The sequence below is a fragment of the Streptomyces sp. NPDC107559 genome (assembly GCF_055657365.1).
The window spans coordinates 69,408-81,891 of sequence record NZ_JBVKBD010000007.1 but is presented as its reverse complement, the minus strand read 5'-3'; the positions used below and the strand labels follow the sequence as shown (position 1 = coordinate 81,891).

Here is a 12,484-nt window from a genome sequence, read left to right as displayed (position 1 = left end):
CCTCCAGCCCTCCCCGCTCCCTCGTCCCCATGTTTTTCGCGCAAGGAGTCCGTACCCCATGACGTCCACCGTGCCCAACGCCGCCGAGCACGCAGACGAGCAGCAGCTGCCGATCACCATGTTCGGCCCGGACTTCCCGTACGCGTACGACGACTTCCTCGCCCACCCGGCGGGCCTCGGCCAGATACCCGCGACCGAGCACGGCGCGGAGGTCGCCGTCATCGGCGGCGGCCTGTCCGGTGTGGTGGCCGCGTACGAGCTGATGAAGATGGGCCTCAAGCCCGTCGTGTACGAGGCCGACCAGATCGGCGGCCGGCTGCGGACCGTGGGCTTCGAGGGCTGCGACCCCTCCCTCACCGCGGAGATGGGTGCGATGCGCTTCCCGCCGTCCTCCACGGCGCTCCAGCACTACATCGACATGGTGGGCCTTGAGACCCAGCCCTTCCCCAACCCCCTCGCCGAGGCGACCCCGTCGACCGTCGTCGATCTCAAGGGCGAGTCGCACTACGCGACCAGCGTCGACGACCTGCCGCAGGTCTACCGCGACGTGATGAACGCCTGGAACGCCTGCCTCGAGGACGGCGCCGACTTCTCCGACATGAACCAGGCCATGCGTGAGCGCGACGTGCCGCGCATCCGCGAGATCTGGGCCCGGCTCGTCGAGAAGCTCGACAACCAGACCTTCTACGGCTTCCTCTGCGAGTCGGAGTCCTTCAAGTCCTTCCGGCACCGCGAGATCTTCGGCCAGGTCGGCTTCGGCACCGGCGGCTGGGACACCGACTTCCCCAACTCCATCCTGGAGATCCTGCGGGTCGTCTACACCGAGGCGGACGACCACCACCGCGGCATCGTCGGCGGCTCCCAGCAGCTGCCGCTGCGCCTGTGGGAGCGCGAGCCGGAGAAGATCGTCCACTGGGCGTACGGCACCTCGCTGAAGTCGCTCCACGAGGACGGCGCGCCGCGTCCCGCCGTGACGCGGCTGCACCGCACCGCCGGCAACCGGATCACCGTCACGGACGCCGACGGGGACATCCGCACCTACCGGGCGGCGATCTTCACCGCCCAGTCCTGGATGCTGCTGTCGAAGATCGCCTGCGACGACTCGCTCTTCCCGATCGACCACTGGACCGCGATCGAGCGCACCCACTACATGGAGTCCAGCAAGCTCTTCGTGCCCGTGGACCGGCCGTTCTGGCTGGACAAGGACGAGGAGACCGGCCGGGACGTCATGTCGATGACCCTCACCGACCGCATGACCCGCGGCACCTACCTGCTGGACGACGGCCCGGACAAGCCCGCCGTCATCTGCCTGTCGTACACGTGGTGCGACGACAGCCTGAAGTGGCTGCCGCTGTCCGCGAGCGAGCGGATGGAGGTCATGCTGAAGTCGCTCGGCGAGATCTACCCGAAGGTCGACATCCGCAAGCACATCATCGGCAACCCGGTGACCGTGTCCTGGGAGAACGAGCCCTACTTCATGGGCGCGTTCAAGGCCAACCTGCCCGGTCACTACCGCTACCAGCGGCGCCTGTTCACGCACTTCATGCAGGAGTCGCTGCCCGAGGACAAGCGGGGCATCTTCCTCGCGGGTGACGACATCTCGTGGACGGCGGGCTGGGCCGAGGGCGCGATCCAGACCGCGCTGAACGCGGTCTGGGGCGTCATGCACCACTTCGGCGGCACGACCGACGAGACCAACCCGGGCCCGGGCGACGTCTACGCCGACATCGCCCCCGTGGAACTCCCGGAGGACTGACCCCGCCGACGGAGGTCAGCCGGCCCGAGCCGGACCCGGGCGGCGGGCTCAGATCCCCGCCGCCCGAGATTTCTCGTAGACCTCCGCCGCCACATCCTTCAGTTCCTGCGCGTCCCGCGTCCCGGACTGGAGCTCGACGAGGATCTCGTCGAGACCGACCTCGGCGTGCGCGGCGAGGTCCTCGACGATCTGGTCGACGCTGCCGTGGAACGGCGCACGGCCGGTCCCGGAGCGGCCCTGGGCCAGGTACCGGGCGTTGGCGCGCAGCACGGTCCGGATCGGCCGGGTGCGTCCGCGCTCGGCGGCCAGCTCCTGCAACGCGCGCCACTGCGCGGCGAGTCTCTCCGCGCCCATGGCCACCGGAAGCCATCCGTCGGCGTGGTCGACGAGCCGGCGCTGGGCCGGCCCCGGGCCCGCCGCCAGCAGGATCGGGATCGGCCGGGCGGGCTTGGGACCCACGACCGCCGAGGCGATCCGCGTGACCCGGCCGTCGTACGACACCGGGTCCGGGCCCCAGACCGCGCGGCACACCCCGATCAGCTCGTCCAGGGCGGCGCCGCGCTCCTCGAACGGGCGCACCGACGAGGCCGCGTACTCGTCGTGCGACCAGCCCGTGCCGAAGCCCGCGAGCACCCGGCCGCCGCTGACCGCGTCCAGCGTGGCGAGCGTCTTGGCGAGCCGGAACGGCATGTGCAGCGGGGCGACCAGCACACTGCTGCCCAGCTCGACCCGTTCGGTGGCCGCCGCGGCGAGCGTGAGCGTGACCAGCGGTTCGGCCACCCCGCGGTACTCGTCAGGCCAGGGCAGGCCCTCGATGTTGTACAGACCCTGGGTGGCGGGTTCGGGGACGAGGAGCCGCTCGTAGACCCAGAGGCTGTCGTAGCCGATCGCCTCCGCGGTGCGGGCCACGTCGGGCACGTCCCGGCCGAGGTCGTACTTCCGGTTCTGCGGAAGACCGAGTCCGAGCTTGGTCGCCATGTCCGACTGCTCCTTCGACACAGGGTGCGGTTCCGCCGAACGTACAACGCGCATACGGCGGTTCAGGTCTGCGGTGGCCGGATCCGGACACCGGCGCGGCGGATCAGACGGGCAGCGGTGTCAGCAGCATGCGGCCCGCCAGACCGACCGCCGCGTCCAGGCGCTGCGCGAACTCCCCGGCCACGTCGGGCAGTGCGCGCAGCGCCCACAGGGCCCGTGCCGCCGACCAGGCGGCGTCCCGGGCGCGTTCCAGGCTCCAGGAGCCGAGCAGATGGGCCAGCGGATCGGCGATCCGGAACAGGTCGGGACCCGGTGTCAGCTCGTCGCGGATGCGCTCCTCCAGCGACCCGAGCAGCTCGCCCACGCGGTCGAACTCGTCCTCCAGAGCCGCGGGTTCGCAGCCGAGCGTACGACAGGCGTCCACGACGGCGAGCGCCAGGTCGTGGCCGATGTGCGCGTTGATGCCCGCGAGCGCGAACTGCACCGGGCGTACCCCCGGATGACGTCGGAGCTGGAACAGCGGCCGCCAGCAGGCCGGTGGGCGGCGCCCGTCGGCCACCGCGTCGACCGCCGCCAGATAGCGCTCGGCGAACCGGACGTCCAGCGTGCTCGCGGCCCGCGGGTCCGTGAACTCCCCACGGTCGATGTGCCGGTCGACCTCCTCGGTCACCGTGAGGTAGACGCGGTTGAAGACCGCGATCCCGTCCCGCGCGTCCAGGGTCGCGTCCAGGGCGCGCATACGGGAGACCACGGTGTCTACGGAAGTGGTGAACTGTGCCAATTGCGCCATGAGGGCAGGGTCCCAGTCCTAGGCTCTGCGACGTGCCGGCGGGCCCGACGCTTCCCCAGAACGAGGGAACGATCCCGTCGTGCGGGAGAGGGGATCAGCACCTTGGCAGGCTTACGTGCCCAGCGTCCGGCCGCGCGCGAGGACCGGCGCGGCCGCGCCGTCGGGCGGGGGAGCATGGTCGCGCTCGCGTCCGTGGTGGTGGCCGTCGCCGCCGTGGCCGGGTTGACGTCCGCGCCGGGCGAGGCCCGGGGTTCCGGCGAGGCCCGGCCCGGTCCGACCGGTTCACCGGCCCTGGCGTCGTGGCCGGCCGTGCCGCCGGTCCCCACGGCCAAGGCCTCGCCCTCGCCGTCGTCCAGGCCGAAGGCGAGTCCCACCGCCTCCCCGGCCGGCCCCCGACGGGCCCGGGCGACCGCCGCCGTGTCGCCCCGCCTCTACCACTACCCCGACTCGCAGGTGGACGAGTGGGTCCACGACCACCCCGGCGACCCCCGCGCGGCCGTCATCGAGTCCCGGATCGCCGAACAGCCGGCCGCGGTGTGGTTCACCGACGCCGACGCGACGGACACCACCGCGCGGGTCCGCGAGGTCACGGCGTCGGCGGCCGCCGCGGGCCGGGTGCCGACCGTCGTCGTGTACGCCATCCCGGACCGCGACTGCGGCGGGGCCTCCGAGGGCGGGGCGTCCGACCTCGACGCCTACGACGGCTGGATCGACGAGGTCGCCGCCGGGCTGGGCTCCGGCGAGGTCATGGTGGTGCTGGAACCCGACGCGGTCGCGCAGTCCGACTGCCTCTCCGCCGCCGACCGCGGCGCCCGCTTCGCCTCGCTGGCCCGGGCCGGCCGGGTCCTCAAGGGTGCCGACCCGCGGGCCCGGGTCTACTACGACGCCGGCCACTCGGCCTGGAACCCCGCGGCGCAGCAGGCGGCCCTGCTCAGGCAGGCGGGTGCCGCGTCGCCCGCCTCCTCGGACGGCGTCTTCAGCAACGTCTCCAACTTCCACCGGACCGCCGACGAGATCACCTACGACCGTGCGGTCCTCGACGCCCTCGGCGGGTCCGCGGACCTCGGCGCGGTGATCGACACCAGTCGCAACGGCAACGGCGCCCCGGCCGGCGGACAGTGGTGCGACCCGGACGGCCGGAGGATCGGCCGGGCGCCCACGCTGGACACCGGCGAGGGGCGCATCGACGCCTATCTGTGGGTGAAGCTGCCGGGGGAGTCCGACGGCTGCAAGGGGGAGCCGGGGACGTTCAGCGCCTCGTACGCCTACGACCTGGCGGGCTGACCGCCGCTGCCGCTGTCGCCGCCGGAGTCGTCGTCGTACGTCGACGTGCCCGCGTCCAGCAGTGGTGTCTGGGGCTTGAGGTGGGCCGGCGCGAAGGCGCGCAGCGCGTGGTAGCCGGTGATGACGACCAGGGTGCCGAGGGCGATCCCGCTCAGCGAGAAGTTGGCCGTGAACTTCATGCTGACGTTGCCGACGCCGATGATGATGCCCGCGGCGGCCGGCACCAGGTTCAGCGGGTTGCGCAGGTCCACCCTGGCGTTGAGCCAGATCTGGGCGCCGAGCAGGCCGATCATGCCGTAGAGGATCACCGTGATGCCGCCGAGCACCCCGCCCGGGATCGCCGCGACGACCTCGCCGAACTTCGGGCACAGGCCGAACAGCAGGGCGAAGCCGGCGGCGGCCCAGTAGGCGGCGGTCGAGTAGACGCGGGTCGCGGCCATCACTCCGATGTTCTCGGAGTAGGTGGTGTTGGGCGGACCGCCCACCGCGGTCGACAGCATGGAGGCCGCGCCGTCCGCCGAGATCGCCGTGCCGAGCTCGTCGTCCAGCGGGTCCCCGGTCATCTCGCCGACCGCCTTGACGTGCCCGGCGTTCTCCGCGACCAGCGCGATGACGACCGGCAGCGCGACCAGGATCGCCGACCACTGGAACGTCGGCCCGTGGAACGACGGCAGTCCGATCCAGTGGGCCTTGCCGACGCCGGACAGGTCCAGCCGCCAGTGGTCGGTGAGCTTGCCGCTCGCGTCCACCGAGTGGATCTTCCCGAAGATCGCGTCGAAGGCCCAGGAGATGCCGTATCCGAAGACCAGCCCCAGGAAGATCGCGATGCGGGACCAGAAACCACGCAGACAGACGACCGCCATACCGGTGAACAGCATCACCAGCAGGGCCGTCCACTGGTCCTGCGGCCAGTACGTGGAGGCGGTGACCGGGGCGAGGTTGAAGCCGATCAGCATCACGACCGCGCCGGTCACGATCGGGGGCATCGCGGCGTGGATGATCCGTGCTCCGAAGCGCTGCACGGCCAGTCCGACCAGGAACAGGGCGACGCCGACGACGAAGACCGCGCCGGTCACCGTGGCGCTGGTGCCGCCCTGGGCGCGGATCACCGCGGCGACCCCGACGAAGGACAGCGAACAGCCCAGGTAGCTGGGCACCCGGCCGCGGGTCGCGAGCAGGAAGATCACGGTGGCGACGCCGGACATCATGATCGCCAGGTTCGGGTCCAGGCCCATCAGCACGGGGGCCACGAACGACGCGCCGAACATCGCCACCACGTGCTGGGCCCCGAGCCCCACCGTGCGGGGCCAGGACAGCCGCTCGTCGGGCCGGACCACCGCGCCCGGCGCCGGAGTGCGTCCGTCCCCGTGCAGTTTCCAGCGGACACCGAGATCCATGGTGCGGGTTCGCTTTCGTCGGAAGGTGCGACCGTCCGCACCATTGTCGGGGAGGTGCCTGGTCAGGGCCCTTTCTGGGAGACCCGGAGAGCGTGACGTGTGGGGTGGGCGGGTCGGATGGGGAGAGTGGGGCATGTGAGGCGAGGAGGCTGCTGAGCGTCCGCTTAGGATGGACGTAAGCGTCTCAACTGTGTCAGGAGCACCACCCGTGACCGCCGAAGCCCCGATCGCCCCCGCCCTCTCCTACGGCCGACTCGTCCCCGTCACCGTCCACTTCGACGACCTCGACGCCCTCGGCCTGCTGCACAACGCCCGCTACCCGCTCATGGTCGAGCGGGCGTGGAGCGAGCTGTGGCAGGAGCACGGCATACGGTTCGACGGCGACTGGGTGGCGGCCGGGGACGCCTGCAACGCGGTCCGGGAACTCCGGATCAGCTACGACGCCCCGGTCACCCGGACCGGCACCTACGCCGTCCACCTCTGGCTGGAACGGCTCGGCAACACCGGTCTGACGTACGGGTTCCGGTTCTGCTCGGCCGACGGGGCGGTGACCTACGCCCAGGGCACCCGGGTGCTGGTCCGGCTGGACGCGGCCACCCTGCGTCCCGCGCCCTGGAGCGAGCGGTTCAGGGCCGCGGGTCGGGAACTGCTGCGGCCCGCGGACTGACCGTCGGCCGGTCGCGCTCGCCGGCCCGCAGCACGCCGGCGAACACGGCGAGCCCGCAGGACAGCGCGGCCACCAGGCAGAACGACACCATCAGACTGGTCGCCTGGGCGACCCCGCCGATCAGGCTCGGCGCGATCAGTCCCGAGGTGTACGTGATCGTCGCGACGCCCGCGATGGCCTGGCTGGGGTTCGGGCCGCTGCGGCCCGCCGCCGCGAAGCACAGCGGTACGACGACCGCGATACCGAGCCCCATCAGCGCGAACCCGCCCATCGCCACGGCCGGATGGCCGGCCGCCACGACGAGCAGCCCGCCGAGTGCGGCCAGGACACCGCCCGCGCGGACCGTGCGCACCGCGCCGAAGCGGTCCACCGCCGCGTCCCCGAGGATCCGGGCCACCGCCATGGTCAGCATGAACCCGGTCGTCGAGGCCGCCGCGAGACCCGCCGACGCCTCCAGCCGGTCGCGCAGGTACACCGCCGACCAGTCCAGGCTGGCGCCCTCCGCGAACACCGCGCAGAAGCCGACCGCGCCGATCAGCAGCGCCGAGCGCGGCGGCAGCGCGAACCGCGGCGGCGGCTCCTCGTCCTCGGCCGGCTGGAGGTCCAGCACCCAGCGGCAGACGGACACGCCGAGCAGGGTGAGGACCGCGGCGGCGAGCGCGAAGTGCAGGCGTGCGTCCGATCCGAGGTGGGCGGCGAGCGTGCCGGCCGCAGAGCCGATCAGCGCGCCCGCACTCCACATGCCGTGCAGCCCGGACATGATCGACTTGTCGAGCAGCCGCTCGACCTCGACGCCCAGCGCGTTCATCGCCACGTCCGCCATGCCCGCGCTCGCCCCGTAGGCGAACATCGCCAGGCACAGCGTGTACAGGTTGGTCGCCAGGGCGGGCAGGATCAGCGACACCGTCCACAGCGCGATCAGGCAGCGCAGGGCGTTGCGGCTGCCGAGGGTGTGACTGATCCGGCCGGCCAGCGGCATGGCGCAGGAGGCGCCGAACGCCGTGAAGGCCAGGGCCAGCCCGAGCTGGCCGGTGCTGAGCGAGGCGTGGTCCTGGATCCAGGGCACCCGGGTCGCGAACGAGCCGGTGACGGCGCCGTGCACGGCGAACACGGCCGCCACGGCGTACCGGGCGCGCCGCACCTCGGACGCCTCGTAGACCACTGCACTCATTCTCGGGCCCCTCCCGGACGTGTGTATCCCCGTAGCGCCGACGTAAACTATCAGGAACCCTGCCTGATAGATAGGGGTAATGAGGCCACGCGGTACGAGGGGGCAGGTGCCCGCCGGGCGGCCGCGCCGATCTGGGAGGATTCCCGGCATGCCCGCATCCCCGAGCACCGCCCGGGCCATCAACGACCGGCTCGCCCTGCGGCTGTTGCAGGAAGGTCCGTTGACGGCAGGGCAGTTGAAAGAGCGCACCGGCCTGTCCCGGCCGACCGTCGCCGACCTCGTCGAGCGCCTCACCGTCTCCGGCCTGATCGCGGTGGTGGGCGAGTCCGGGGAGCAACGGCGCGGCCCGAACGCCCGGTTGTACGGCATCGTCGCCGACCTCGCCCATCTCGCCGCCCTGGACGTGCGCACCGAGGGCGTCACCGTGGTCGTCTCCGACCTGCTCGGCGAGGTGCTCGCCGAGGCCTCGGTGCCGATCGGCGGCGACACGGACACGGGGCCGGCCCTCGAACGGGCGGTCGCGCTGGTCGAACGGGTCGCGAAGGAGGCCGGTGTCGACCGGCTGCACACGGTCGGCATCGGTGCCCCCGGCCTGATCGCGCCGGCCACCGGTGAACTGCGCGACTCCACGGGTCTGCCCGAATGGCACCGCCGTCTGGTGACCGCGCTCCAGGAGCGGTTCCCGGACGCCCGTGTCCTGGTCGAGAACGAGACCAACCTCGCCGCCCTGGCCGAGCAGCGCGACGGCGCGGCCCGCGACCACGACACCTTCGTGCTGCTCTGGCTCGGCCACGGCACCGGTGCGGCCGTCGTCCTCGACGGCGTCCTGCGCCGGGGCGCCTCCGGCGGCACCGGGGAGATCGGCTTCCTGCCGGTGCCGGGGACCGGCGGGCTCCCCTCGGCCACGGGCTGCGACGGCGGTTTCCATGCCCTGGTGGGGTCGGAGGCGATCACCGCCCTCGCCGCGGAGTACGGCATCCTCGCCGCGCCGGCCGCCCACGAGCCGCGGGCCGCGGCCCTGGTCGCCGAGGCCGTCTCCTCGTCCGGTGCCGCCGCCGACCGTTTCCTGGACGCCCTGGCCGGCCGGGTCACCGTCGGGGTCGCCTCCGTCGCCGCCGTGCTGGACCCGGGCTGCGTGGTCCTGGGTGGCGAGGTGGGGCAGGCCGGGGGCGAGGTGCTCGCCGCCCGGGTCGCGGAGCGGACCCGCGGGATGTCCCCGCTGCCTACGGAGGTGCGGGCCGGCCTGCTGGGCGGTGCCGCGGTGCTGCGCGGGGCGCTGCTGACGGCACGTGAGTCGGCCCAGCGGGAACTGTTCGGACCGCGGGAGCCGTAGCGGGATCGCCCGGCGAGGGGCAGGGGCGCAGGTGTGGGGATGCAGGTGTGGGGCGGCCCGGCGGCGGGCAAGGGCCGTCGTCACCGCCGCCGGGCATGATCCGAACCCTAAAAAGGACTAGACCACTCCGTCAATAGGTACGGACCAGCCTCAAGTGGTCCGGGGTGAGCGGCGGTTAGGGCCCCTGCGGCCGTGCGGGAAGTCCGTTGACGTCACTTGTGAGCGACCCCACACGGGCCACTCGCATGGACACCGATCGGCCGTGGCAGACTGGCCCTGTACCTAAAGCAGCGCACTCCGGGGTCGGTGAAAGTCCGAACCGGCGGTTACAGTCCGCGACCCGGTCGCTTCCAGCGGCCGGTTGACCAGGTGAAATTCCTGGACCGACGGTTAAAGTCCGGATGGGAGGCAGTGCGCGGCGGGCGGGCATTCGTGCGCGCCGCCGTATGTGCTCGTCCGTGTGGACGGGTCTGTCCGGCGTCGCCCCCGGTGCCGTTGTCCGTACTTTCTGTCGTCCTCGACAGGCCCCGGAGTCCGTGCCCCTATGTGGCAGGAGGACCCGGGAAGTGTTCACCGGAATCGTCGAAGAGCTGGGCGAGATCACCGCCGTCGAGAACCTCGGCGACGCCTCGCGCTTCCGGCTGCGCGGCCCCGTCGTGACCGAGGGCGCGAAGCACGGTGACTCCATCGCCGTGAACGGTGTCTGTCTCACGGTCGTCGAGCACGAGGGTGACGAGTTCACCGCCGACGTCATGGCCGAGACCCTCGACCGCTCCAGCCTCGGCGCCCTGGGCGTCGGCTCCCGCGTCAACCTCGAACGCCCCACCGCCGTGGGCGCCCGCCTCGGCGGACACATCGTGCAGGGCCACGTCGACGGCACCGGCGAAGTCCTGGCGCGCACCCCCTCCGAGAACTGGGAGATCGTGAAGGTCTCGCTTCCCGCGGACCTCGCGCGCTATGTCGTCGAGAAGGGCTCCATCACGGTCGACGGCATCAGCCTCACCGTCGTCGAGGCCGGCCCCGACTACTTCACCGTCAGCCTCATCCCCACCACCCTCGCCCTGACCACGCTCGGCCACAAGCAGCCCGGCGACCCGGTCAACCTCGAGGTGGACGTCGTCGCCAAGTACGTCGAGCGCCTGCTCGCGGCCGGCCAGGGGAGCACCCGGTGAACTGGCTGAACTCCGAGGCCTTCGTCCTGCTCGACCAGCACATCAAGTGGTCGGACATGATCGGCAACGTGATCGGGCTGATCGCGCTCGCCTTCGGCTGGCGGCGCTCCCTGTGGAGCTGGCCCGCCCAGTTCGTCTCCGGCCTCATCCTGTTCGCGGCCTTCGCCACCGCGCACCTCTCCGGCAGCGCGGGCAAGCAGATCGTCGTCATGGTCGTCGCCGTCTACGGCTGGTGGCAGTGGAACCGCGGCCGGGGCCAGGGCGAGGACGGCCACATCGCCGTGCGCTTCGCCACCTGGCGCGAGCGCGCGGTGCTGGTCGCGGCCGCCGCCGTCGGCACCGTCGCCGTGGCCCTGCTCTTCAAGGCCTACCCGTCCCTGTCCTGGGACCCCTGGCCCGACGCCTACATCTTCGTCGGCACCGTCGTCGCGATGTACGCCCAGGCGCGCGGCATGGTCGAGTTCTGGTTCGCCTGGCTGCTCGTCGACGTCGTCGGCGTCCCCCTGAACTTCGCCAACGGCTTCGCCTTCTCCGGATTCGTCTACGTCATCTACGGCGCGCTCGTCCTGTGGGGCATGCGCGACTGGTGGCTGCGGTCCCGCAAGGGCCCCCAGCCCGCCCTGGAAGGAGCACCGGCATGAGCACGGCACCGATCCTGTACGGCTCCGACGACTTCGAGGACTTCGTGCTCGACCCGATCGAACAGGCCATCGCCGACATCGCGGCCGGCCGGCCCATCGTCGTCGTCGACGACGAGGACCGCGAGAACGAGGGCGACCTCGTCGTGGCCGCCGAGAAGGCCACCCCCGAGATCGTCGCCTTCATGATGAGCGAGTGCCGCGGCCTGATCTGCGCCCCCATGGAGGGCGAGGAACTCGACCGGCTCCGGCTCCCGCAGATGGTCGAGGACAACACCGAGTCCATGAAGACCGCGTTCACCGTCTCCGTGGACGCATCCGCCGCCCACGGCGTGAGCACCGGCATCTCGGCCGCCGACCGCGCGACCACGCTCCAGCTCCTCGCGAGCGGGACCGCACAGCCCACCGACCTGGTCCGTCCCGGCCACATCTTCCCGCTGCGCGCCCGGCCGGGCGGCGTCCTGGTCCGCAACGGCCACACCGAGGCCGCCGTCGACCTCGCCCGGCTGGCGGGACTGCGTCCGGCCGGCGCGATCGTCGAGATCGCCGGCGAGGACGGCCGGATGCTGCGGCTGCCCGAACTGATCCCGTTCGCCCGCAAGCACGGACTGACGATCATCTCCATCGAGGACCTGATCGCCTACCGGCGCTCCGCCGAACCCACCGTCCGCCGCGAGGCCGAGACCCGACTGCCCACCGTCCACGGCACGTTCACCGCGTACGGCTACCGTTCCACCGTCGACGGCGTCGAGCATGTCGCCCTGGTCCACGGCGACATCGGCGACGGCGAGGACGTCCTGGTCCGCGTCCACTCCGAATGCCTCACCGGCGACGTCTTCGGCTCCCAGCGCTGCGACTGCGGCCCCCAGCTGGACGCGTCCCTGCAGCGCATCCAGAGCGAGGGCCGGGGCGTGGTGGTCTATCTGCGCGGACACGAGGGCCGCGGCATCGGCCTGCTGTCCAAGCTGCGCGCCTACGAGCTCCAGGAGCGCGGCCACGACACCCTCGACGCCAACCTCGAACTCGGCCTGCCCGCCGACGCCCGCGACTACGGAGCCGGCGCGCAGATCCTCGCCGACCTCGGGGTGCGCGGCGTACGCCTGATGACCAACAATCCGGACAAGACGGCCGCGTTGGAGCGCCACGGCATCGAGGTCACCGGCCGCGAGCCGATGCCCGTGCAGGCGGGCGAGCACAACCTCCGCTACCTGCGCACCAAGCGGGACCGGATGGGGCACGACCTGCCCTGGCTGGACGCGCCCACCGCGTCCACCTGCGGCAACCAGTAAGAGACAGCA

General features: G+C 72.1%; 11 protein-coding genes and 1 riboswitch. Of the genes, 7 read left to right on the top strand and 4 right to left on the bottom strand.

Annotation, left to right across the window (positions count from 1 at the left end):
• Nucleotides 1-58: 58 nt before the first annotated feature.
• The gene (locus ACZ7OY_RS21630) at nt 59-1,756 is read left to right on the top strand and encodes a flavin monoamine oxidase family protein (protein WP_471912860.1); all 1,698 of its coding nucleotides are present in this window, start codon (nt 59-61) and stop codon (nt 1,754-1,756) included.
• Nucleotides 1,757-1,804: 48 nt separating this feature from the next.
• On the opposite strand, the gene ACZ7OY_RS21625 is transcribed toward ACZ7OY_RS21630, so the two are convergent.
• The gene (locus tag ACZ7OY_RS21625; RefSeq protein ID WP_471912859.1) at nt 1,805-2,734 is read right to left on the bottom strand and encodes an LLM class F420-dependent oxidoreductase; all 930 of its coding nucleotides are present in this window, start codon (nt 2,732-2,734) and stop codon (nt 1,805-1,807) included.
• A 103-nt stretch (nt 2,735-2,837) separates the two neighbouring features.
• Nucleotides 2,838-3,524, bottom strand: a complete 687-nt coding sequence (locus tag ACZ7OY_RS21620; RefSeq protein ID WP_471912858.1) for a DUF5995 family protein — start codon at nt 3,522-3,524, stop codon at nt 2,838-2,840.
• A gap of 174 nt (nt 3,525-3,698) precedes the next feature.
• On the opposite strand from ACZ7OY_RS21620, the gene ACZ7OY_RS21615 reads away from it, so the two are divergent.
• Nucleotides 3,699-4,808 carry a glycoside hydrolase family 6 protein gene (locus tag ACZ7OY_RS21615; RefSeq protein WP_471913130.1) on the top strand — a complete coding sequence of 370 codons (1,110 nt, stop codon included), beginning with the start codon at nt 3,699-3,701 and terminating at the stop codon, nt 4,806-4,808.
• On the opposite strand, the gene ACZ7OY_RS21610 is transcribed toward ACZ7OY_RS21615, so the two are convergent.
• Nucleotides 4,790-6,205, bottom strand: coding sequence for a uracil-xanthine permease family protein (locus ACZ7OY_RS21610; protein WP_471912857.1), 1,416 nt, complete (start codon nt 6,203-6,205; stop codon nt 4,790-4,792). The genes ACZ7OY_RS21615 and ACZ7OY_RS21610 overlap by 19 nt on opposite strands.
• Nucleotides 6,206-6,413: 208 nt before the next feature.
• Here ACZ7OY_RS21610 and ACZ7OY_RS21605 point away from each other — a divergent pair, with 208 nt between their 5' ends.
• Nucleotides 6,414-6,872, top strand: coding sequence for an acyl-CoA thioesterase (locus ACZ7OY_RS21605; protein ID WP_471912856.1), 459 nt, complete (start codon nt 6,414-6,416; stop codon nt 6,870-6,872).
• Here the strand turns inward: ACZ7OY_RS21605 and ACZ7OY_RS21600 are convergent.
• Nucleotides 6,832-8,043: an MFS transporter gene (locus tag ACZ7OY_RS21600; protein WP_471912855.1), complete on the bottom strand. Its 1,212-nt coding sequence runs from the start codon at nt 8,041-8,043 to the stop codon at nt 6,832-6,834. The genes ACZ7OY_RS21605 and ACZ7OY_RS21600 overlap by 41 nt on opposite strands.
• 148 nt (nt 8,044-8,191) lie before the next feature.
• Between ACZ7OY_RS21600 and ACZ7OY_RS21595 the strand changes: the two genes are divergently transcribed.
• The 4 genes from ACZ7OY_RS21595 to ACZ7OY_RS21580 all read left to right on the top strand — a co-directional run bounded on the left by ACZ7OY_RS21595 (nt 8,192) and on the right by ACZ7OY_RS21580 (nt 12,475).
• Nucleotides 8,192-9,376, top strand: coding sequence for an ROK family transcriptional regulator (locus ACZ7OY_RS21595; RefSeq protein WP_471912854.1), 1,185 nt, complete (start codon nt 8,192-8,194; stop codon nt 9,374-9,376).
• A gap of 288 nt (nt 9,377-9,664) precedes the next feature.
• Nucleotides 9,665-9,795: riboswitch (FMN riboswitch) on the top strand.
• A gap of 147 nt (nt 9,796-9,942) precedes the next feature.
• Complete coding sequence (locus ACZ7OY_RS21590; protein ID WP_351608914.1) at nt 9,943-10,548, top strand: riboflavin synthase; 606 nt, start codon at nt 9,943-9,945, stop codon at nt 10,546-10,548.
• A complete protein-coding gene (pnuC, locus tag ACZ7OY_RS21585; protein WP_384722947.1) occupies nt 10,545-11,189 on the top strand; it encodes a nicotinamide riboside transporter PnuC in 645 nt (214 codons plus the stop codon). The genes ACZ7OY_RS21590 and pnuC overlap by 4 nt, the downstream gene beginning before the upstream one ends.
• Nucleotides 11,186-12,475 (top strand): bifunctional 3,4-dihydroxy-2-butanone-4-phosphate synthase/GTP cyclohydrolase II, encoded by a 1,290-nt coding sequence (locus ACZ7OY_RS21580; RefSeq protein WP_384722950.1) that lies wholly within the window; start codon nt 11,186-11,188, stop codon nt 12,473-12,475. Before pnuC ends, ACZ7OY_RS21580 begins: the two co-directional genes overlap by 4 nt.
• Nucleotides 12,476-12,484 lie beyond the last annotated feature (9 nt).